Annotated in this window: 20 protein-coding genes; 2 read left to right on the top strand and 18 right to left on the bottom strand. The window is 46.7% G+C overall.

Translation table 11 applies throughout. The features are described from left to right. From SK066_RS17205 to cysT, 10 genes are all read right to left on the bottom strand, one after another. Window positions 1-1,392, bottom strand: a complete 1,392-nt coding sequence (locus SK066_RS17205; RefSeq protein WP_250342809.1) for an ATP-binding protein — start codon at window positions 1,390-1,392, stop codon at window positions 1-3. Between the two features lie 198 nt (window positions 1,393-1,590). Further along, on the bottom strand, window positions 1,591-2,256 hold the full coding sequence (locus SK066_RS17210; protein ID WP_320542385.1) for an amino acid ABC transporter permease: 666 nt from the start codon (window positions 2,254-2,256) through the stop codon (window positions 1,591-1,593). Window positions 2,257-2,384: 128 nt separating this feature from the next. Continuing rightward, on the bottom strand, window positions 2,385-3,035 hold the full coding sequence (locus tag SK066_RS17215) for an amino acid ABC transporter permease (protein WP_445376100.1): 651 nt from the start codon (window positions 3,033-3,035) through the stop codon (window positions 2,385-2,387). Window positions 3,036-3,200: 165 nt separating this feature from the next. Beyond that, window positions 3,201-4,046, bottom strand: a complete 846-nt coding sequence (locus SK066_RS17220; RefSeq protein ID WP_250342810.1) for a glutamate ABC transporter substrate-binding protein — start codon at window positions 4,044-4,046, stop codon at window positions 3,201-3,203. A 378-nt stretch (window positions 4,047-4,424) separates the two neighbouring features. Further along, window positions 4,425-5,153 (bottom strand): amino acid ABC transporter ATP-binding protein, encoded by a 729-nt coding sequence (locus tag SK066_RS17225; RefSeq protein ID WP_320542386.1) that lies wholly within the window; start codon window positions 5,151-5,153, stop codon window positions 4,425-4,427. A gap of 382 nt (window positions 5,154-5,535) precedes the next feature. Next, the gene (locus tag SK066_RS17230; RefSeq protein WP_320542387.1) at window positions 5,536-6,351 is read right to left on the bottom strand and encodes an MBL fold metallo-hydrolase; all 816 of its coding nucleotides are present in this window, start codon (window positions 6,349-6,351) and stop codon (window positions 5,536-5,538) included. A 690-nt stretch (window positions 6,352-7,041) separates the two neighbouring features. Next, a complete protein-coding gene (locus SK066_RS17235) occupies window positions 7,042-8,076 on the bottom strand; it encodes a sulfate ABC transporter substrate-binding protein (protein ID WP_320544911.1) in 1,035 nt (344 codons plus the stop codon). 131 nt (window positions 8,077-8,207) lie between these two features. Beyond that, complete coding sequence (locus SK066_RS17240; protein WP_188773740.1) at window positions 8,208-9,266, bottom strand: sulfate/molybdate ABC transporter ATP-binding protein; 1,059 nt, start codon at window positions 9,264-9,266, stop codon at window positions 8,208-8,210. A 1-nt stretch (window position 9,267) separates the two neighbouring features. Further along, on the bottom strand, window positions 9,268-10,065 hold the full coding sequence (locus tag SK066_RS17245) for a sulfate ABC transporter permease subunit (RefSeq protein ID WP_188773739.1): 798 nt from the start codon (window positions 10,063-10,065) through the stop codon (window positions 9,268-9,270). Beyond that, window positions 10,062-10,880 (bottom strand): sulfate ABC transporter permease subunit CysT, encoded by an 819-nt coding sequence (cysT, locus tag SK066_RS17250; protein ID WP_188773738.1) that lies wholly within the window; start codon window positions 10,878-10,880, stop codon window positions 10,062-10,064. The genes SK066_RS17245 and cysT overlap by 4 nt, the downstream gene beginning before the upstream one ends. A 507-nt stretch (window positions 10,881-11,387) precedes the next feature. Between cysT and SK066_RS17255 the strand changes: the two genes are divergently transcribed. Next, window positions 11,388-11,789: a secondary thiamine-phosphate synthase enzyme YjbQ gene (locus tag SK066_RS17255; RefSeq protein ID WP_320542388.1), complete on the top strand. Its 402-nt coding sequence runs from the start codon at window positions 11,388-11,390 to the stop codon at window positions 11,787-11,789. Window positions 11,790-12,316: 527 nt separating this feature from the next. Here SK066_RS17255 and SK066_RS17260 read toward each other — a convergent pair. From SK066_RS17260 to tkt, 5 genes are all read right to left on the bottom strand, one after another. Next, entirely contained in the window at window positions 12,317-12,898 is a 582-nt protein-coding gene (locus SK066_RS17260; protein WP_250342811.1) for a TetR/AcrR family transcriptional regulator, read from the bottom strand. Window positions 12,899-13,098: 200 nt separating this feature from the next. Further along, window positions 13,099-13,737 carry a YigZ family protein gene (locus tag SK066_RS17265; RefSeq protein WP_320542389.1) on the bottom strand — a complete coding sequence of 213 codons (639 nt, stop codon included), beginning with the start codon at window positions 13,735-13,737 and terminating at the stop codon, window positions 13,099-13,101. Window positions 13,738-14,039: 302 nt separating this feature from the next. Then, a complete protein-coding gene (locus tag SK066_RS17270) occupies window positions 14,040-15,395 on the bottom strand; it encodes a glucose-6-phosphate isomerase (protein WP_320542390.1) in 1,356 nt (451 codons plus the stop codon). A gap of 535 nt (window positions 15,396-15,930) precedes the next feature. Beyond that, window positions 15,931-16,242 (bottom strand): pyrimidine/purine nucleoside phosphorylase, encoded by a 312-nt coding sequence (ppnP, locus tag SK066_RS17275; protein ID WP_188773733.1) that lies wholly within the window; start codon window positions 16,240-16,242, stop codon window positions 15,931-15,933. A 185-nt stretch (window positions 16,243-16,427) separates the two neighbouring features. After that, window positions 16,428-18,485 carry a transketolase gene (gene tkt / locus SK066_RS17280; RefSeq protein ID WP_320542391.1) on the bottom strand — a complete coding sequence of 686 codons (2,058 nt, stop codon included), beginning with the start codon at window positions 18,483-18,485 and terminating at the stop codon, window positions 16,428-16,430. 237 nt (window positions 18,486-18,722) lie between these two features. Between tkt and SK066_RS17285 the strand changes: the two genes are divergently transcribed. Then, complete coding sequence (locus SK066_RS17285) at window positions 18,723-19,142, top strand: hypothetical protein (protein ID WP_320542392.1); 420 nt, start codon at window positions 18,723-18,725, stop codon at window positions 19,140-19,142. Window positions 19,143-19,551: 409 nt separating this feature from the next. Here the strand turns inward: SK066_RS17285 and SK066_RS17290 are convergent, their stop codons facing one another. The 3 genes from SK066_RS17290 to SK066_RS17300 all read right to left on the bottom strand — a co-directional run bounded on the left by SK066_RS17290 (window position 19,552) and on the right by SK066_RS17300 (window position 22,701). Continuing rightward, the gene (locus SK066_RS17290; RefSeq protein WP_320542393.1) at window positions 19,552-19,818 is read right to left on the bottom strand and encodes a hypothetical protein; all 267 of its coding nucleotides are present in this window, start codon (window positions 19,816-19,818) and stop codon (window positions 19,552-19,554) included. 385 nt (window positions 19,819-20,203) lie between these two features. Continuing rightward, the gene (gene purU, locus SK066_RS17295; protein WP_188773729.1) at window positions 20,204-21,100 is read right to left on the bottom strand and encodes a formyltetrahydrofolate deformylase; all 897 of its coding nucleotides are present in this window, start codon (window positions 21,098-21,100) and stop codon (window positions 20,204-20,206) included. A 482-nt stretch (window positions 21,101-21,582) separates the two neighbouring features. Further along, window positions 21,583-22,701, bottom strand: coding sequence for a deoxyribonuclease IV (locus SK066_RS17300; protein ID WP_320542394.1), 1,119 nt, complete (start codon window positions 22,699-22,701; stop codon window positions 21,583-21,585). Window positions 22,702-23,294: the final 593 nt, after the last annotated feature.

Raw genomic sequence — 23,294 nt, forward strand, 5'->3', positions numbered from 1 at the left:
CTACTCCCCCTTTTTTAGCGCTCCAGTTGGTAGCTTTACCCGAAAAATCGTTGTCCACGGCGCATTTTGCTCATCAGAGTACAGCTTGATCGTGCCGCCAAGTGAGGAAATAATATCATGTACATGCGACAGTCCAATACCAGTCGCCGCACTGCCACCCTCGCCGAACTTGGTTGTAAAGCCAGGCTCAAAGATCGTCTCTCGATTTTTGGCTGGAATCCCTTTTCCTGAGTCGGATACCGTAATGACCGTCCAGCGTGCCTCCTGTTCGATTCGCAGCTCAATCGAACCACTCGGACCGAGCGCTTCAATCGCATTGGCAAGCAGATTATTCAGCAAGGTAAGAAGCGGAATATAATCTGAGGTGACAAAGTCATCGTCCAGATAGGCGCTGATCACCGCCTGCTTTTTCAGCATCACCGCGTATTTACGGTTGCCACGAATGGCATAATCCATAATTTCGGACATCGCCAGCATCGTTTGCGCTTCCTGATCGAATAGCTTGAGCAGTCCAGCCGCTACACGCTGCGAGTCCTTTTTCACCTCATGTATTTCCTGGGTAATACCGAGTTGCCGCTGACTGAATTCCTTCAGCTCTGCGCGCTTTAGATCCATATAGAGCCGATAGCTGCTGCTCGTTACACGCTCAATCGTATCCATCGACTTGCGCAAATAAAACACTTCGCCATACAGCCCGGAGTTCACTGATAGCATCTGTTCCATCCGCTTATTCTGCTCCTGCGATAGCGCCCGAATCTGACTGACCGCAATGCTGCTGTACAGTCCAGTTACGAAAAATCCGCGTAACGCAGCCACCAGCGCAATATAGCCCCATGTCGCTGGATTGGAAATATCCGAGCCGTTAAGCAGCCAGCGTGATACCATTTCCACCGTATTGGAGCCAAAATCAATACAGGTCGCTACCACACCAAGCAGCAGCAGATGCATCCGCTCAATCTGACCTTGAATAAGCGACATGCCCAACGCGAAGGTAAGATAATACAGACCACCCGAGGTATGCACCTGTAAGCTACTCCATATGCCAAAACTATCCGGTGCGAACACATAATCCAGCACCATACGAAAAACAATCACCGTCACCGCCGTATACAAGCCTGTACGAATATACGGAAGTCGGGACATTAACAATAAAAACAATAAAAAAGCACTGCCACCAAGCCCAATGCGAAACAGATCACCCGGCACCGGATTAATTTTGAATTCCCCTGCAACAGCCGTACCAAGCGCCACAACAAGCATCTGTATTTTTTCATTTCTGAACAGAGCAGGCATCCGCCCTTCAGCCTCCTTGCGGCGGAAGCGGGCGACAGGCTTCCGAAATGTGGAAAGCACGACACTCGCCGATTTTTGAAATTGTTTATATGTTACCATAAAATGTCCCTCTCATGCGGTTTTGATCGCAAAAATACAATGCCCTTCTGTTAACACCTTACCCCTCTGTACAACAAAAGCCGGCCTCCTTCCGGAAACCGGCCTTCTGCCATCATTCTTCACATGATCGCCTACTCGCTTCATGCCATTTATACTCACCAGCAGCATTCGGTGGTCGATCGATATCAATAGAGAGGATCAGGCAGTTCTGGTCTCCAGGCGTCTGGAGATCAGGGATAATGTATAATTTACAACAAAATAGATCATTGCGACAAGTAACAAAATCGGAATCGAATAGTTCGGACTTTGACCGATAATAATCTGTGCATTATGCATCAGCTCTGCCAGCGCAACGATAACCGCCAGTGATGTATCCTTGAGTAGTGAGATAAACTGACTCACCAGTGGGGGAACCATCCGGCGCAAGCCCTGTGGCAGTACGATATGCCATAATGTCTGAATCGAGCCAAGACCGGACGAGCGTGCGGCTTCGACCTGTCCCTTCGGAATCGACTTCAGACCGGCACGTACGACCTCCGAGATCATCGCCGCTTCAAACAGTGTCAGTGCAATAATTGCACCTGCTGGAACGGTAAACTTGAACTGCAAGCCGAACACATTGATTTGCGGAATCGCAAACTGAACGAAAAAGATAATCAGCAGCAGCGGCAGATTCCGCAGCACTTCCACGATCACCGCCAGAATCTGTGAAACGACAGGCACCTGCATATAACGAATGACTCCAATAATACAGCCGATCACAAAGCTCAGCAGAATCGCCCAGAAAGCGATGTATAATGTCATTTTTAGCCCTTCCATTAGAAAGCGCAAATTATCAGCTGAATAAGCTCCTGCAAAATCCATAATACTCCTCCTTCTTTCTGTGTCCTCATTCCGGTTGCTCGGTAGCTGGAGAGCTATTGATCAGCACGATCAGTACGAACACTTTACAGATAGCAATGATCAGAGAAAATAGCCTCATTTGTTACGAGTTACGAGCTTTTCGCCAGTCGACGCTCCAGCACATGAGAACCGTAGCTCATTGGCAAAGTCAGCACGAGATAGAACAAACCGGCAAATACATATGCACTCACCGTTGCATAGCTATCCCCATTGACCTTATCCGCAAAGTACATCAGATCCAGACCTGCAACGACAGTCAGTACAGAGGAGTTTTTGATCAGGTTAATAAATTGGTTACTCAGCGGTGGAATGACGAGCTTGATCGCCTGCGGTAAAACGACATGTAGCATCGCCTGTACATAGGTCATGCCTGACGAACGTGCCGCTTCCATTTGCCCCTTAGGTACAGAGAGAATACCTGCACGAATCGCTTCCGCAATAAAAGCAGCCGTATAGATAGTCAATCCAACGGTTCCTGCTTGAAATCCATCCAGTCGCATGCCAAATGTCGGCAAGGCATACCAGAAAAAGAATACGATGAGCAGCAGCGGTATATTTCGTACAAATTCAACATAAGCTGTACCGATCCATTGCAGCGGCTTCACACCTGTAATTCGGAATACTGCCAGAATCGAACCCAGCACAAAGCTTCCAATCAGCGCCAGCACACTTGCCAGAATCGTATTCAGAAAACCTTCGATATAATAGGGGAAATAATTAACCAGAATCGAAAAATCGATCATCCAGCATCCCTCCTTCAGCTTTACTTCGGACTCGTATCCTATAGATTGCTTTCGCTTTAGCGTCTGTTTCGGTTAGGAATGAAAAAGATGGGCACGACTGGCCCACCTTTTCTCATCAACTGGTCTACCAGCGCCAGATCGCTTCGATGTTGAAGCGGTCGCTTATTTGCTTTCAGGCTCTTTACCGATCCATTTTTTGTACAACTCATTGTACGAGCCGTCTGCCTTCATATCGGTCAGACCTTTATTGATCGCTTCCACGAGTGCGGTTTGACCTTTTTTCACAGCAATGCCGTAAGGCTCATCTGTAAATGGTTTTCCAACCACCTCATAGTTCGGGTCCTGTGCAGCCATACCGTACAGAATTGCATCATCCGTAGTCAGCGCATCACCCTGACCTGCTTTGAGTGCGTTGAAAGCATCCTGGTAGTTATCGTATTCAAGTACCTTCACGTTAGGTACCTTTTCTTCAATATTTTTGATCGATGTTGCACCTTTTGCTGCCAGGATCGTTGTATCTGCCGTTACGTCCTCAATACCTTTGATCGGGCTACCCTTTTTCACGAGCAGCGATTGACCCGCCTGGAAATAGACATCTGAGAAGTCGACTTCCTTTTTACGCTCATCTGTAATCGTCATGGTCGCGATAACCATATCGATATCGCCATTGTTCAGCATAGGGATACGTGTTTTGGAAGTAACCTCTTTCAGCTCCACTTTACTTTCGTCGCCCAGAATACTTTTAGCGAGCGCATGTGCCATATCCACGTCAAAACCTTCAACATTACCGCTCGACGGGTCTTTTAAGCCAAACAGCTTCGTATCGTACTTCACACCTACGATTAGCTTGCCACGTTGCTTGATCTGATCCAGCTGTGAGCTGGCACTATCGGCTCCACCTGCACCATTGCTTGCGCTTGGAGCGGTTGTCGTGCTACATGCTCCAAGAACAGTTACCAGTGCGATCATACATACGAGCAGTAATGAAAATCTCTTTTTGTTCATCATCGTAGTTCCCCTTTTCATTTGGAATTTTGTTTTAGGATGGTGACCACTCCGGGAAGGAATAAGGGAACGGACTCTGGTATCGCACAGGAATCTACGAAGTAGGAGTAAAATGTAGATTCCCGTGCTCAAAAATCGTCCTTTCCCCTTATTCCTTCCCTCCGTTCTGTGCATCCCTATATCAAAACGAGTTAGCACATATAAACTGGTAGATCAACCTTAATTAGATAAGTTTCAATAGCGATTCAGACTCCATACGGTTGGTCTACCCGCGCATTATAAAGCTGCAAAGTGGATGTTGAAGTGATTAACTATTGTCTTAGCAAGTAGTGACTTTATAGCAATAGGTTTCGTCCTACCCTACTGCTTAGCCTGTATCATTTAATGATTGAGCAAGCGGCTTAAAAATAGCTGGGCGCGCTCTTCGCGTGGGGCGGAGAAGAATTGTTCGGGTGGTGCTTCTTCGATGATTTTACCTTGATCCATGAAGACGACGCGGTCGGCTACCTCACGGGCGAAGCCCATTTCGTGGGTGACAACGACCATGGTCATACCTTCGCGAGCGAGTGTTTTCATAACGTCGAGTACCTCGCCGACCATTTCCGGATCGAGTGCGGAGGTGGGTTCGTCAAATAGCATAATTTGTGGCTTCATTGCCAGTCCGCGTGCGATGGCAACGCGCTGCTGTTGTCCGCCGGAGAGCTGGGATGGATAGGATTGTGCTTTGTCGGCAATACCGACTTTTTCCAGATAGTGCATGGCGGTTTGATGGGCTTCGGATTTGGAGACACCGAGCGCCTTGATTGGAGCAAGGGTGATATTGTCGATGACCTTTTTGTGCGGGTATAGATTGAAATGCTGAAACACCATGCCGATATTGCGACGTAGCTTGTTCAGATCGGTTTTGCGATCATCGACGCGTACTCCGTTGACCGTAAGCTGACCGCTGCTCGTTTCTTCTAAACGATTGATACAGCGGAGCATCGTACTTTTACCCGAACCGGAGGGACCAAGCACCACCACCACCTCGCCTGGTTTGACATGGAGATTGATTCCAGTTAACACCTGAAAATCACCATAAAATTTGTTAACTTCATGGAAGGTTATCATCCTACTCCTCCTTTCATATGTACAAAATAGCCATTTATTAGGATTATGTTGTAAGGAATAATGACATTTTTTATAATCCTAAGTTCGGACTACACAATCCTACGTAATCCGACTAAAAATAGCTAAAATTAAGACATTTGATACAAATAATCATCCGAAAAACACAAAGAGACCGCTATCATCAGATAGCGGTTCGTGTTACATCTATTCCATTGCTATGTAGCTTAATACTTCATCCATATAAGAATATAGCATTCCGTTCCCCGGTTCCAAACCGAAGCCAATCGATGACCAGCCTCGGCTTTTATCCATATCGAATAGGGGATTGAATGCTATAACGTGAGATAGAATATGCTGTAGTATAGTACTGCGCGTATTCCTATTATTCCTCAGGCAGCAGTGCAGAATAATTACCCAGATCCACGGTCATCCCTGTACGTGCAGGTGTTGCACCTGTCGGTAAAGGTAGACTTTCCCGTATGTCCACATCATGCGACATATGAGTGAAGATCGTTTGAATCGGGGAAAACTCATCGATTAAGACCGCTGCTTCATGCATATCATACACCGAGCGTGTCTCATATTCTGCTTGCTCATGGACAAAGGTCGTACCGAGCACAAGTAGATCCAGTCGATCCAACGGGCGCTTTTGTTCCTCCGTCAGACCAATCGCATCCGGGCAATACACCCAGCTAAAATCCTGCTTTTCCAGACGATACGCGTAGGAATACCCGTTGTGCCCGTGATTTACCTTCCACGGCGTTAGCTTCCAGCCGCTCAAAATCATGCCATCGTCATTGGCGATCATTTCCAGATGACGACTTATCCATGGAAATTGGCGCAGGATCAGATCGAGCACTTCTTGCGGTGCAAATACACGACCCTGCTTATTTTGCCAGCGACAGGCATCTGCCCATTCCGGTAACCCACCAATATGATCAAAATGGGCATGGGTAATCACAATATCGGTAATATCAGCACGTCGATTGATCATTTCCATTTGCAATCGCCAGTCAGGCCCGCAATCCATCAGGAAATCGCCACCTGTACCTTCGATGAGTACTGAGGAACGCAGTCTACGGTTACTACCTCCGCTACGCGCCTCCTCACACACTTCACAATCACAATATACGCGGGGAACCCCCATCGCATCTCCGGTACCCAAAAAAGTTAATCGGTCCACTATGCGTCCGTTCATTCCGTCTTCTCTCCTTGTGCCTGATGATATCATCTTTGCTCGTCATGATTACAGTATGCGGATTGGCAAGCTTACATCCAACGTATACACCGCCTGGATCGTCTGCTACAGGTACACACGCTGATGGATGATGCCGGATGATGAAGCAGACTCTACCTGGCGTATCGCCATCACCTCATGCCCGAATACCACTCCCAACCGAGAGAAAACCGCGCTTCCGATCTGCGCCAGCGAAGTAGCTAAGGACGCGATCCGTTCAGCCGTAATTGCGAATAAAAAAGTCAGGCTGTTTATATTGAACTATAGTTATTTATATCCATAGGATTATATCTTAGAGTATACCATTTTCCTGAAATTTGCGACATCCGCTCATTCCAACTTCCTACGGCAAATCGATCGCTTTTCTTCAGGGATGACTATAGACATACAAAAAAGGGAAAAGCCGCTATTCGCGCTTTTTCCCCTGTTTATTTCCCTAGTTTTCTGTTCTATTACATGCAGATATAAAACGACGTTATTCCGTGGCTTCAGCTCTCCATACTAGCATGCCGTGCCATCGATCCTGTACTGATATCATCTACTTGATATTATCTACTGACATCATCGCCGATAACAGTGTGAGAACTAGCTTCGTAAAAGATAAAAGATAATGAAGTGTAAGAGATCATCTACACCTGCATACGAGCCCATTTAAATACCTGCTAGCACCTGATACCAGATACCACGCTTAGAATATAATGTGCTGCGTACCTCGCTCCAGCCTCCGAGATATTGAATATCAAACAGTCCTGGTGGCGTTGGATACTGTTGCTTATGCTTGTTAAATACGGTCTGATCGACTGGACGGAAGCCATTTTGTGCAAAAATCTCCTGCGCTTCTGGTGTGTACAAATATTGCAGAAATGCTTCTGCTACCTTGCGCGTACCATGCTTGTCCACATAGGAATCGACAACAGCCGCTGGATTTTCGATCAAAATCGTATCGTCCGGTACGACCAGATCATATGCTGCTCCCTTTGCCATCCGTGCCAGCAATTCATTTTCATAGGTAACGATCACATCACCGACACCATATTCAAAGGCTGCCATCGAGGCGCGTCCACTTTTATCAAGCGATTCGATATTTTGATGCACAGCCTCCAGAAATGCTTTGGCTGCTGCTGGATCTTTTTTGCCTTCTGTTCGTTCGGAGGCTTTCAGTCCAGCACCATAGATGGCGTTAATATCCCATTGTGCGCCGCCCGAGGTTTTCGGATTTGGGTACAGCACTTTCACACCAGGACGGGTCAAATCCTGAAAGCTATGAATGCCGAGTGGATTCCCTTTGCGTGTCCCGAGCACGACAATGGAGCGCGTGATCATGCTATTGTCCGGTGCTTCCTTTTTCCATTGCTTGTTGACCAGTCCAGCCTTGACCAGCTTATCAATATCACCTTCCAGTGACAGCACCGCTACATCTGCTTCAAAGCCACCTGCAATCGCTCGTGCCTGTGTACCTGAAGCTTCATACGATTCCTGAAAGGTAACGGTCTGCCCTGTCTTCTGCTTCCAATACGCCTGAAACTTTGGCAAAATCTCACCAAGCGCATCCTTAGCTACACTATATGCACCGATCACTAGCGTTACGTCCCCGTTATTCGCAGATGCCGCTGCTGCGGATGGTTCACTGGCACTCTTGCCGCAACCAGATAAAACCACCGTCAGCAGCATGAGCACTGCCAGCATACCGATACTGTATCGTTTCCAACGTGTAGCTATTCGTATTGTTTTCACGTCGGCTTCCTCCCTCTGATCAGCCATTTGACCGATGATCCCATTCTGTACCTGTAGTATTTTCTGCTACGTATCGGCTGTATTTAAATGAACATCGACACATTGTCCGCCTTGAGTGCATTTTCAGCAATCCAGCTTTCTTCCTCGTTAAACAGGTACGCACGGTGCACCAGCACATGTACCTCCTGTCCAACCTCCAGCGTTTCCTTTTCCAGCGAACGATAGGTGATCAGACGGCTTGCTCCCACTTCCACCTCGACCATCCACTGACTTCCACGGAAATGGAGATGTCGCACGGTTCCCTTTTCTGTAGCTGATAATAGACGGAACTCACCAGCATGACCGATCTCGATATACTCGGGACGAATCAGTGCACGCGAAGCCTGTGAGCTATTTTCAAAGCCCTTCAGTCGATTCACATCCTCAATAATGGTCGATTCTCCGATAAAGGAAGCGACAAACGGCGTGGAAGGCTGCTTATAAATGTCCCATGGTGTCCCCTTCTGCTCGACACGTCCACCATTAATGATCATAATCTCGTCAGCAACCTCAATCGCCTCATCCTGATCATGGGTGACAAAGATCGAGGTAATGCCGACACGCTCGATCAGCTCGCGCAACCAGGTGCGTAGCTCCTGCCGAATCTTCGCATCAATCGCGGCAAATGGCTCATCCAGTAGTAAGAGCTGTGGCTCCGGTGCAAGCGCACGGGCAAAGGCAACACGCTGACGCTGCCCACCGGATAGCTGATGAGGATAGCGATTCTCAAATCCAGACAACCCTGTCAGCTCTACTAGCTCCTGTACACGCTCGCGGATCGCAGGCTTCTTGAGCTTTTTTACCTTTAGACCAAAGGCGATATTTTCAAATACAGTCATATGCTTAAATAGCGCATAGTTCTGAAATACAAAGCCGATCTCTCGCTCCTGTGGCGGCAAATTATTCACACGCTGACCGTGGAATACGATATCACCGCTATCCGGCGTCTCCAGCCCTGCCAGCATACGCAGAATCGATGTTTTACCCCCACCACTTGGGCCGAGCAGACCGATCAGATGCCCTTTTTCAATCGAAAAGCTGACGTCCTTAACCGCATGAAATTGACCAAAATGCTTGTCCAGATTGCGAACCTCGATATGCATATCAATGCACTTCCTTTCGTTTCTTCGCACGCTCCATGAGCAGTAATAGCCCGATTGAGAATACCGCCAGCACAAGCGCAACGCCATTCGCTGCGGTCACATTGAAGTTCTCCATATCCTGATAAACGAGCGTTGTCGCCGTTTGCGTTTTGTTAATAATGTTACCGGACACAACCAGCACGGCGCCGAACTCACCCAGCGAGCGCGCCACCGTCAGAATCGTTCCATAAATGACCGCCCAGCGAATTGATGGCCAGGTCACCTGCCAGAACGTTCTCCAGCTATATGCCCCCAGTGTAGAGGCCGCCTGCTCCTGATCGGTGCCCAGCTCCTGTAGTACAGGCATCACCTCGCGTACCATAAGCGGAAAAGTGACAAATAAGGTGGCAATTACCATGCCCGGAAATGCATATACTACCTTAAAGCCAATCTGCTCGAAAAATGCACCTACAATCGTATCCGGCCCAAGCAGCAAGACGATCATCAGACCACCGATAACCGGCGATACCGCATAAGGCAGATCGACAATACTGTTAAACAATTGCCGCAGGCGCCGACTCAGCCATGTCGCACGTACAAGATAGATGCCCATCATAATGCCGAATAGTCCATTGAGCAGCGTAACGACCAGCACAATCAAGCCGGTCATCTTGAGCGCATGCAGTGCCTCTGGCCGTGCCAGTGCCTTTATAAAACCACTCGTGCCTTCACCAAAGGCACCTGTTGCCAGTACAACAAGCGGAATCAGAATCAGAATGCTGAACACAAGCCAGGTGAGCGTAATCCATAATCTTTTCATGTGTCCGCTCTCCTTGTTTGCACGAGATTAATCAACCATAGAATTAAGAAGGATAAGGTGAGCAGCAGAATAGAGACGGCTGCCGCCCCTGCTTCATTGTCACTCTCCACCTCGCCGAAAATGTACACCGATGCGGTCAACGTTCGTCCCGGAATATTACCAGCGACCAGCACAACCGCTCCAAACTCAGCCAGCGCCCGTGAAAAGGCGAGCATCGCTCCACTCAAAATCCCTGGTAGCATCGCTGGTAAAATCACTCGAAAAAAGGTCAATGCACGCGATGCACCAAGCGTATACGATGCCTCTTCTGCCGATGTATCCAGCTCCTCCAGCAGCGGCTGAATCGCCCGGATCACAAATGGAAATGTAACAAATACCATCGCTACGACAATCGCTGGCTGGTGAAATACCAGGTCCAGTCCAAGTGCCGAAGCTGCACGTCCGACGACACTATGTGGCCCGAGCAGTACGAGAATCATCAGCCCTCCTACCGCAGTCGGTAGCGCAAACGGTAGATCGACAATGCTGTTCAGTAGCGATTTGCCGGGAAAGTCATACCGCACAAGCACCCAGGCAGACATCGTCCCGATCGCCACATTGATAACCGTGGCCACTAACGCAAGCTGTAGGGTGAGCAGCACCGCCTTCCATGCAATCGGATCAGCTATATTTTGTACAAATGCGCTCCAGCCATCCGATAGCGAGTTCACATATACACCTGCAATCGGCAGTACGATCAGTATTAAAAAATAAAGTAATACAGTTGTGCGAAAGCCCCATGTCCAGCCCTTGTGTCGAATCCAGGTATTATTCACGTCATAACCCCTTTACCATTGACCAGTGATAGTTCAAAGCGAGTACTCCGTTCCTTGCATCCGAGTCATTATATCGATTGATTTGGTATAATGCGTTCGAATCTTTTCATTTAACCTTTATTTCCTATTAGGATACTTGGTTTTAAATCTTAGCCATACTTTAGCAAAATCGTCACATTTGCGTCAATGTCCTCACAACTTTTTGCCAAAATGATTAATAGTGGCGACGAAAAGCTCTAATTTAGACTTTTCTGAGATAAAAATGACCGCTATATCGCTGAATAGAGGCGATATTCACGCATTTGTCACCCTACCGTGGAATTATGTTTTGCATTACTGAAACTGTATCGGTTACAGTCACTTTCTTACTTTCCTATTCAAGCCATAGCTAATTCGGGTAATATAAGAGCAGAATCATGGCCGAAAATGATCATTTGACGATCATTTTGTGCAAGAACAACGAGTGTAAGCACCAGACTGACAAAAAGCCAATTAGGAGGGAATACGATGCTGGAAACGATCACAATTTCAACTCACAAACGCGATGAAATTAGAGATATTACACGAGATGTGGCTGCACTGGTGAGCCAGAGCGGCGTTCAGAGCGGAATTGTTATTATTTATTGTCCGCATACGACAGCAGGGATCGCAATCAATGAAAATGCCGACCCTGACGTAAAGCATGATGTATTAATGCGACTGGATGAGGTCTATCCGTGGGAGCATCCAAAGTATCGCCATATGGAAGGCAATACAGCCTCACACCTCAAATCCATCACAACCGGGCCATCCCAGACAGTCATTATTGATGGTGGGCATATGCTGCTAGGACGCTGGCAGGGTATCTATTTCTGTGAGTTCGATGGGCCTCGTACACGTGAATATGTAGTGAAAATTATGGAAGGCTGAGTGGTACTATAATTCTCCTATATCGCTATAACATTCTTGTGCTGGCGATCCTGGCGGTGTGGTTCTTGCTGAGTGGTACTATCCTATATCGCTATAACTGTTCTATGTAGCTATAACTTTTTATTTAGTGATAACTTTCTTTTTAGTTATCACCTTCTGTTTAGCTATAGTTAGTTCATAGAAGTACAGTTAGTTTATAAAACGATCGACAGTCTATCCAGCTATAACAGGTTGAGAATAAAGTACACAAAAAGGCGGCTTCCTGATCTCTGTCATCAGGTGAGCCGCCTTTTATGTTGATTACCGTGATCGGTAAGATTATCCTTGCTCTGACTCCCTTGTCCGCTATAGGGATTCAACGTTTTGACAGGGGAAAGTCTTAAAGTGTGCAGACGCACAGCATCCATGGGTTACATCCTTTTTCACTATAGATTTTACTTCTACTGTATCCTGTTTCACCGGGATGCCTGAACGAGTGTGAAGCTATGCTGAACAGAGGCATTCCCCTCTAACCTTCAACGTCTCGCTCACAGTACCCGGCACAGTGTTTTAACATGCGCATTGGCGGCAGCTTCGACTTCCTCATACGTGACTCGATCCTGAATATAATACGAGATAAAGCCAAGGATCGATAAAAATAAACTCAATGGCACGGTATGCATTGCTTCCAGCGAATGCTCATTCAGATCCATATTGCCTCTCACAATCGAAGCAAACACTTCAAAGCAGCGTGCTTGCTCAGCACGACAATAGCTCAGCAGCTCTTCGTCACGAATCATAAACATAATCTCATATTGATGCGCATTATTCAGTCCAAAGCGAATAAATTCCAGCAGCAGACGTTCCACCTTGCCCGTCTCCCCTTGCTCTGGCATATCCTTTACCTGATTCAGCAATTGACATAGATGATCAAAGTCCTCCATCACAATCGCATAAAACAATTCTGCTTTTTCCTTAAAATGATAATAAAGCGAACCATGGCTGTATCCCAGATGCTGACCAATACTTCGCATCGATATCGCTCGATATCCTTTTGTCACAAATAGATGCCTGGCGGCTTCCAAAATTCTCTCTCTTGATAACTCCTGCTCAACCGCTCTACGCGCCATAGTGTGATTCCCCTTCAAGCAAGCATTTTGCATGATCCGTTCCGTATCATCTGTCTGTACGTATGGCTGTATACTCGCCATCTATAGCTCGAAAACGGCATACCCCGCTTGCCAATTTCAGTCCAGATGATGGTCATGAGCGGATACATGACGTCATCGATTCTTCTTATCCGGTATGATCTGCAATCCCTACAGATCGTTCACTCTGCAAAGTAACGCTGCTCTCCCCGTGTAATGACGGATTGTCCCTGAGTAAGATCGGTCATCCAGGCTTCAAATGCGTCCGATTCATTGGCAACCGGTAGGCAATTTAAAATGACCTTGTCCGTGAATTCGGTTTCCCCCATGCGAATATCACGATTACGCAGCTCATTTTCCAGTTTGCCAAGCCATGTATAATCAATCTCGACCCGCACCTGCTGATGAAGCACACGGGTGATCGCCTTGCCTGCTTCAATCGCCGCAACTGCACCATCCGTATACGCACGGATCAATCCACCTGCACCTAGCATAATACCGCCAAAATAACGAGTGACCACAATGACGATATCCTGCAACCCCTGGTTTTTGATCACCTCCAAAATCGGCTTACCCGCCGTACCACTGGGCTCCCCATCATCGGACTGACGCTGAAGCTCTCCGCGCGAGCCGATCAGATAGGCAGAGCAATTATGCGTGGCGTTCCAATGCTGTTTTTTGATGCTCTCGATAAACTCGAGTGCTTCTTCCTCTGTTGCCACTGGCTTGGAGTGACCGATGAAACGCGACTTTTTGATAACAATCTCTTTTTCGCCGGCTTCCTGTATCGTTTTGTAGCGTTCTGGCTTGTCTGTTGTCATGATGTTCCTTTCCTTGTATAAGATCATTCTTGCCGATCGTATGAGGCAGAACAAACAATAGGTATTAGTATATATTCATGAGCAAATGCCTGCACGATATGAGTATGATAGCACCGATGGTCTTCCCACAGTTACTAAAGATATCATACACCATATTTAGGTATCAAGAAAGCAGCCCCCCGACACTCCGGTCAGAGAACTGCTTTCCTCGTGAAGTTTATCCTATTTTACATCAAAAGTAGCTCTGTCGAAAAGACCTTTACAGAAGCTTCTTCAGCAAATTCAAACAAATGCTCGCTGGATTATTCGGAAAGACGTGCTTCCAGCTCCGCTTTTTGCTTTTCAAAGCCCGGTTTGCCCAGCAGAGCAAACATGTTCTTTTTGTAAGCCTCTACGCCTTCCTGGTCAAATGGATTCACGCCAGACAGGTAACCGCTGATGCCGCAAGCTTTCTCGAAGAAGTAGACGAGGTAGCCGAAGGAATATGGCGTTTGGTCTGGAATGTTAACGATTAGGTTAGGTACCTGTCCGTCAGTGTGTGCCAGCAATGTGCCCTGGAATGCTTTTTTGTTAACAAAGTCCAGCGTTTTGCCAGCCAGGAAGTTCAGACCATCCAGATCCTCTGGATCTTCTTCAATCGTAATATGGCTTGCCACTTCTTCAACCTGAATCACAGTTTCGAAGATGTTACGGCTACCATCCTGAATGAATTGACCCATGGAGTGCAGGTCAGTCGAGAAATCAACCGCTGCTGGGAAGATACCCTTGAAGTCTTTACCTTCACTCTCGCCGTACAGCTGTTTCCACCATTCGGATACGAAGTGCAGGGATGGCTCGTAGTTGACGAGAATTTCGATTGCTTTACCTTTACGGTGCAGGGCGTTACGTACCGCTGCATACTGGTAGCTTTCATTTTCAGCAACATTTGGATTGCTGTATTCTTTCGCTGCCGCTGCTGCGCCGTCCATCATTTCCTGAATGTTGATGCCCGCTGTCGCGATTGGCAGCAGACCAACAGGAGTCAGTACGGAATAGCGTCCACCTACATCATCAGGGATGATAAAGCTCTCGTAGCCTTCTGCATCCGCCAGTGTTTTCAGTGCGCCTTTTGCACGATCTGTTGTCGCATAGATGCGTTTTCTTGCTTCTTCTTTACCGTATTTTTTCTCCAGCTCAGCGCGGAAAATACGGAATGCAATTGCTGGCTCGGTTGTTGTACCGGATTTGGAAATAACGTTAACCGAGAAATCCTTACCTTCGATCACTTCCAGCAGATGGTTCACATAAGTGGAGCTGATGTTGTTACCTGCAAAATAGATTTCTGGTGTTTTGCGTTTGTCTTTTGGCAGTACATTGTAGAAGGAATGGCTCAGCATTTCAATCGCTGCGCGCGCACCTAAGTAAGAACCACCGATACCGATTACGATCAGTACATCGGAGTCGCTCTGGATTTTTGTTGCTGCTTTTTGAATGCGAGCAAACTCATCCTTGTCGTAGCTGTTCGGCAGATCGATCCAGCCGAGGTAGTCAGAGCCTGCACCTGTACCGTTATGAAGCTGCTCATGCGCAAGACGAATCGGCTCAGCGAAGTAATCCACTTCATGTTGAGCAACAAAAGAAAGAGCTTTGCTGTAGTCAAATTTCACTTTTTTAGACATAATTCAATACCCTCCCATAAATTCATTCTGTATGCAGCACCTTGCTGCACCGTACCCCCGGCAGCCAGCTCATGCTTTCATAGCTGGCTGTGCGAGGCAAACCCAATGTTAAGTATGACGCGATGCACGCATCAATGCAAGCTGATGCACGCAGGATGCCGATAACGCATCACGTCTGTGCTTCCAGTAAGCGTCAGGCATAATAACCATTCACTCATATATAGCGCTATAGCAGGCTTTATACGTCGTGACTGGACAGCCTCTTCTCTTACGCCATGCAAATCCATGCGTCAATCAACAAGCTTGATGGGTCTGTATCCAGCGGAGCGGAAATGTTCTGGATGTCGGAACACAGACCCATGCCATGTATACATGTAGCACACACCGATATGTTTACCCGGATTATCCGGTTTCCAAAACTAGAATGCCACCACACAAGTCATCCTCGCATACGAAGATGCTAGCCAGACGTCAGTATAATCCAGTCCATCTGCCATGACCAATGACTTATGTTATAGCTAACCAGTCGGATCGATTAGGAATACGAACAGCAATAGTCGGTAACTGTGCTGATCTCCAGCTTGAAGCGTGTATTGGCTGGCACCTCAAATGTAGCCGTACCATCGATGTGCAGCCATTCCTCGCTACCTGGTAACAGAACGGATAGCTTACCTGCCAGAATCTCCATCGTTTCATGCTGATCTGTACCAAACTCATACGAGCCTGGCAGCATAATGCCCAGTGTCACTTTGCTTCCATCCGGCAACAATACGGTTCTGCTCGTTACCTTGCCATCATAATATACATTTGCTTGCTTGATTACAGTTACATTTTCGAATTGGCTCATTCGTCATTCCGCTCCCTGCATGTGTAATGGCATTACCTTTGGCATTGTGACAGCAGCAATTTTACAACCTCGCGCTGCCATCTAATCCACAATCGCTCTGAAATATATCAGAAAAAAGCGCAGGGGCGGCGCTTGGCCACCTCTGCACCTTGTAAGCAATTTATTCTATGCGTGTTCCAAAAAGCTTAGGACAGCAGACCTTTTACTTTTTGTACAACGTTGTCTACAGTGAAGCCGTACTCAGCGATTACGCGGTCGCCAGGAGCGGAAGCACCGAAGGTAGTAATACCCAGGATTGCGCCTTTGTCGCCCACATAACGCTCCCAACCGAAGGTTTGAGCCATTTCGATTGCAAGACGTGGTTTCACATCTGGCAACAGAACGGAATCACGGTATGCTTGATCTTGTTTCTCGAACAGTTCCCAGCTTGGCATGCTGATAACGCGAACTTCGATACCTTCCGCAGCAAGAGCTTCCTGTGCTTTAACAGCCAGTTGAACCTCAGAACCTGTTGCGATCAGTTGCGCTACCGGTTGACCCGCTTTAGCATCGGATACCACGTAAGCACCTTTTTTGATGTTTTCGCGTACGCCTTCTGTTGTACCAGCCAGAATTGGCAGGTTTTGACGAGTCAGCACGAGTGCGATTGGACCGCCTTTGTTTTCAACAGCGTGTGCCCATGCAGCCGAAGTCTCGTTACCATCCGCAGGACGGATTGTAGTCAGACCTGGAATGATGCGCAGGGAAGCCAGTTGCTCGATTGGTTCGTGTGTAGGACCGTCTTCACCAACAGCGATACTGTCGTGAGTCAGTACATACGTTACAGGCAGACCCATCAGAGCAGCCAGACGTACAGCTGGACGCAGGTAGTCGGTAAATACGAAGAACGTACCGCCGAATACTTTGATACCGCCGTGCAGAGCAATACCGTTCATTGCACCAGCCATCGCGAATTCGCGAACGCCGAAGTAGATGTTACGGCCAGCACGTGTTTCAGGTGTGAAGTTGTCCAGACCTTTCAGGTGAGTCATTGTGGAGCTCTCCAGGTCAGCAGAACCGCCTGCCAGCTGAGGAACACCGTTGATCAGACCATTCAGTGCGTTACCAGAAGCTACGCGTGTCGATACCGCTTTGTCTTCTGTGCTATAGAATGGCAGTTCTTTATCCCAGCCATCAGCCAGGTTACCAGAGAATGCAGACTCAAATTGAGCAGCCAGTTCTGGATTTTCTTTTTTGTATTGTGCAAACATGTCGTTCCATGCTTTGTTGGCTTCTACGCCGCGTTCTTTCACTTTTGCAAAGTGTTCGCGTACTTCGTCTGGTACGTAGAAATCTTCTTCGTACGTCCACTCGTAGAATTCTTTTGTCAGCTTCGCTTCTGCAGAACCCAGTGGGGAACCGTGCGTACCGCCGTGACCGCCGATACCTTGTTTGTTCGGGCTACCGTAACCGATCACTGTTTTCACTTCGATCAGTGTTGGACGGGAAGTGTCAGCTTTCGCTTCTGCCAGTGCCGCTTCGATTGCAGGCAGATCGTTACCGTCTTCTACACGCAGCACTTGCCAGCCGTATGCTTTATAACGATCTTCTACATTTTCAGAGAAGGACAGATTAGCTTTACCATCCAGTGTGATGTCGTTTGAATCGTACAGCATGATCAGTTTGCCCAGTTTCATGTGACCTGCCATAGAAGCAGCTTCACTTGCTACGCCTTCCATCATATCGCCATCACCACAGATTGCATAAGTGAAATGGTCGATTACGTTAGCGTTGCCTTTATTATAAGTAGCTGCCAGATGTGCTTCAGCGATTGCCATACCTACTGCCATCGCTACACCTTGACCCAGTGGGCCAGTTGTTGCATCTACACCAGCAGTGTGGCCAAATTCAGGGTGACCTGGAGTTTTACTTCCCCATTGACGGAAGTTTTTGATTTCGTCCATTTCCAGACCGTAGCCGGACAGATGCAGCAGGCTGTACAATAGCATGGAGCCGTGACCTGCAGACAGCACGAAACGATCGCGGTTTACCCAGGTTGGGTTCGCCGGATTGTGTGTCATTGTTTTAGCGAACAATTGGTAGCCCATTGGCGCGGAGCCCATTGGCATACCAGGGTGTCCAGAATTAGCTTTCTCGATTGCGTCGATAGAAAGCGTACGAATTGTGGAAATCGAAAGATTGTCCACGTTAGAGTTTTCGGATTTGGAGATGCTTTGTTCTTGCTCTTGTTTCTTGTCAGTCATGTTAATCCTCCTCATTCTTCTTGGTAAAGCGAGGTGCTCGGCTCTTATTTCATTTGAAACAAGATCGTCTATTCCGTTTGAATACCTCTCAAATGAAATATGTCCCTTGAGTCTTTCAATTTGACTTATTAACCCTTTGTCCATTGTAACACTAGTTTGGACAGTTTACCATATCGTTATTTTGTTCCACTGTATTTATACCCAATATCCCCTATACGAAAAGAGGAGGACTGTATTTTGCGTACGATTATTAGACAGGGATTGCTAGCTGGATTGATCAGCGGCATCGTGCTCGGGCTTGTATTGAAATGGATTCAGTACCGTACCGGATCACTTGTGTACACATTATTGTTGAATATTGATTTTGTTCCATTATTGCCACCGCGCTTGCCTGAATGGTTAGAATTTGCGCTGCATCTAGTGGTTGCCCTTGTGCTTGGTGTTCTTTTTAGATGGTGGATCACACGTTGGCAGCATCCGTGGCTGGCAGGACTGGCGCTTGGCTTCGCCTCATCGTTATTATTTTTCCCACTAACGATGCTGTCTGATCGGGTGCCTGCGGTGCAGGATTGGCAGGCTTATATGTACTGGCTGAGCGGGCATGTGCTGTATGGGCTGGTGCTTGGTGCTGCTGGTGCCTTGCAGATGCGGAAGTAAGCTGGCTGATCCGGTTTGAATGTAAACGGAATGTGGACGGCTAGTATGATGAGTCTAGTCTACTCCTTATCGTGAGCGAGTAAATGCACCGGACAAACGAACATGTAAGCAGTAATTCATGCTGATTAGACTCATGTTCATTTAAAATAGCATTTCAATATTAACCGTGCATTAAAGGGAATAAAAAATAACAGCCTTTTGCATCTCACAGACAGATGAAGGATGAGCTTCGTCTCGTCGGTTGGAAGAAAGGCTGTTATCGTTTGGATGTTACGAATTTAGCTGTTGTACGCTTAGGATGAAGCCTATAGCATTAAATTCGCTATCCCATGTATATGATGGGTATGCTTATTCTACAGTTGTTTGGTTATTGATCCTCAAGTTTAAAATCGAATTCTACCCTCAACGATCAATTCGAAAATACATAACCACCGAAAATATAACCGCTGCTATCCTGTGCAATATAGTTTAACGTGCCAGAATATCCTCCTCGGTTATAGTAATAGGTTGGCCCCGGATTATTGGGTAAGCGAACCTCTACATACTTGCTTGCTGTGGGCACACTCAAAGTTGGCTGCGCAGCTGAAACAGAAGCTGGAGCGGAAACGAAAGCCAGTGCTCCTACAACTAGAGCAGAAGATACAAGCATTTTCCAAGCTACATTCACAAATTTCATAGTTACGCTCTCCTTTGATATGTATTTTGATAACGTTTACATTTTAGCATAAAATTACACAATAGTAAAATTAATGGAAGTGTTATTGATTGAGCCTTTTAATATGTGATGTTAAAAGAAATTTTGAAAAAGATTAAAACGAATTTAAAACAGATTCACGACTTGCTTGATGGTAGCTTAAAACCGTTTGTAGAATTAATGAAGATTCATTGGATAATGCTCTAAGCTTTGCTTGGATACTTTTCATTTAACGTCTACTACGAGGGTGGCAAACTCAATATCCATATAAAAATGCCACTCTCATTATAAGAGTGGCATTTGGCATCCCTATACTTTTAAACTATCCAACATAGCTTGGATTACCATGCATCTATTTCAAGCACAATTAGTTAAAAACAACCGTCTTGTTCTGATGTACTAGAATGCGATCCTCTACATGCCATTGTACAGCACGTGCCAGTACTACACGCTCAATCGTACGACCGATACGCTTCAATTCATTTACGTTATCGCTGTGACTCACACGCTGCACGTCTTGCTCGATGATCGGGCCACCATCTAGCTCCTCGGTAACATAGTGCGCTGTTGCACCGATAATTTTCACACCGCGATCATAAGCTTGCGCATATGGCTTACCGCCGACAAAGGCTGGCAAGAAGGAGTGGTGAATATTGATGATGCGGTTACGATAATGCTCGATAAACGATGGCGAGATGATCTGCATGTAACGCGCCAGCACGATCACATCGATATCCGAACCGATCACTTCGAGCTGACGGCGCTCTGCCTCCTGCTTCGTATCCGCTGTAACCGGAATATGATGGAATGGAATACCGAACGATTCCACATAGCTGCGCATATCATTGTGGTTGCTCACAACCATAGCGATTTCGGCATCCAGATCGCCTGCCTGCCAGTGCCAGAGCAGCTCAACCAGACAATGATCTTCTTTAGAAACAAAGATAGCCAGACGCTTTTTACGACTTACTTGATTGATTGTCCATTTCATCTGGAAACGACCTGCAATACCTTCAAAGCTCTGCTGCAAGGATTCCAGGTTATCTGCCAGTTGCGGCAGATCGAACTCTACACGCATGAAAAACATGCCGCCATCCGGGTCCATCGTATATTGATCCGATTGCACAATATTAGCGCCGTGCTCATACAAAAACTGAGAAACTGCTGCTACAATACCCGGTCCATCCGGACAGGAGATGAGCATACGTGCACGGTTATCCTGCGGTTCGCGTGCAGATCGATTTTGTTTAACATGTACTTCCATAATACATTCATATCCTCCTTAAATAACGATACAATGGCATATTATCTTCTCAGACAGAGTCTATAGTCGGGGTGCTTCTAGTAACACAAGGCTAAGCAAAGATGCCGCTTTGATAGATAACTCGCTCTACTGTTCGTATCTGAGCTTATTCGTCTCTGTGCTTCCTCACCATGCTATAGTGACTCGTATTCTGATCGTCCACTCGCTCTTTATTCAGCAGCTCCAGTATGTTCTTATTCCAAACACTAACCGTCCACTGCATCCAATTAGCCGATATGGCAAAATATCTTATATTACAATCTATGTGATATGCCACGCAAAGTAAATAGATTTCTTGCTTATAGGCCAGAAATCGACTATCCTAATATACCGCATTAAAGCGAAAAAGAACATGCAAAAAATAATCCCGGCGTTTACCGGGATTATTAGAATATGAATAAAGAATAGTGTAGAGAATATTCAGTGCAAGTATAAAGAAACACTTACAGTGATTGTTTTCCTGCCAGCCAGGCAATCAGACGCGAATTGATCTGCTCTTCACGCAGTGTAGTAAACAGGCCTTCTTCCGCGACTAGATCATACAGACGCTCCAGCGGCTCACGCGGATCGGCTTTACGTGCTTTCGCATCGTTTTTCAGCACTGCCCACGTATCGAGCACATAAGTACGTGCATCGATTCCTTTTCCATCAAAGAATTGGTGCAGCTTGCCCACATCGTCAACAAACTCATTGCCAAAGCGTCCAGCCACATCACCACGCAGCAACGCAATTTCAATCTCATACATCGGATGCTGTTTTTTCGCATCTTTTCCGATCCAAGGCGTTTCCAGAATGAATGGACGATTTTTCAGCTTCTCATGGTGCACAACACGCTGAATCGCCTCATAGCCAATCCAACCCGAGCCGATCGGAGTATGGCGGTCTTTACCTGCGCCAACTGGATTTTTACTATCGTTCACGTGCACAACAGCGATACGATCAAGCCCAACGGTTCGGTCAAACTCATCCAGCACGCCATCCAGATTGTTCACCAGATCATAGCCTGCATCATGCGTGTGACAGGTATCAAAGCATACGGTCAGACGCTCATTGTGCGGCACAAGATCCATAATACGAGCGATCTCTTCAAAGCTACGCCCAATTTCTGTTCCTTTACCAGCCATCGTTTCAAGTGCGATATTTACATCTGTTTCGCGTACGCCAGCCAGAACCTGCTCCAAACCTGCCGCGATTCGTTTGATGCCATACTCAGCATCCATATCGGTAAAAGCACCTGGATGCAGAACAATATTGCGTACACCAATTTCATGCGTACGATGAATTTCTTCCTGCAAAAAGTTTACAGCCAGCTCATACGTATTTTCTTTATACGAGCCAAGATTGATGATATACGGTGCATGGACAACAATTTCCTCAACGCCCATTGCATCCATTTTCGCTTTACCTTCTTCGATGAACATCGTGTCCATCGGTTTACGGCGCGTGTTTTGCGGTGCGCCTGTATAGATCATAAACGAGCTTGATCCATATTGATCTGCCTCAGTTGCTGCACTGAGCAGACCTTTATTTGAAAACGATACATGAGAACCAATTTTCAACACGTTCTTTTCCTCCTTGGTGAAAGCTACTCTGTCCTTACTGGCGATACTTCTCATTCATATAGCTGGCGTGCAAATGGCATGGTATCATGCTACTTCATATAGAACTTAACCTCATAGCATATTCTAGTTCCTTAATCTGTAATTCCCTGATGTACACATACATATGCCCAGCAAAACGTATAGCATACTCTACACTTACCCGTATGCCACTTCATAAAAGCGCCAGTTGAATCTCACCTATTTTAACGTGAATAGTCCCAGAAAGCTAGAAATCCTCGATGAAGAAATGATAAATAGAATAACAGGTCAGTAGCCCCCATTCATGGGTAATACATAATAAGACATCCTATAATTGCACGCGTTTCGGTAAGCAAGCTCATACGATTGCAGGTTTGCAGAATATCCTCTGCAATGGATAGATTGACACAACCCCAACATCTTCTTACCTTATGATTAACGTATTCTACCCCATATGATCGCGTTTCGATGATCGGCGAATCCGCTTAACCATGAATCATTGCATCTTGAAATGAATCCTTATTCGTACATTGCATCATTATCCATATCTATGATCTGACCAAGGGGGAATTGCT

This window comes from Paenibacillus hunanensis (assembly GCF_034055775.1).
Classification (GTDB): Bacteria; Bacillota; Bacilli; order Paenibacillales; family Paenibacillaceae; genus Saccharibacillus; species Saccharibacillus hunanensis.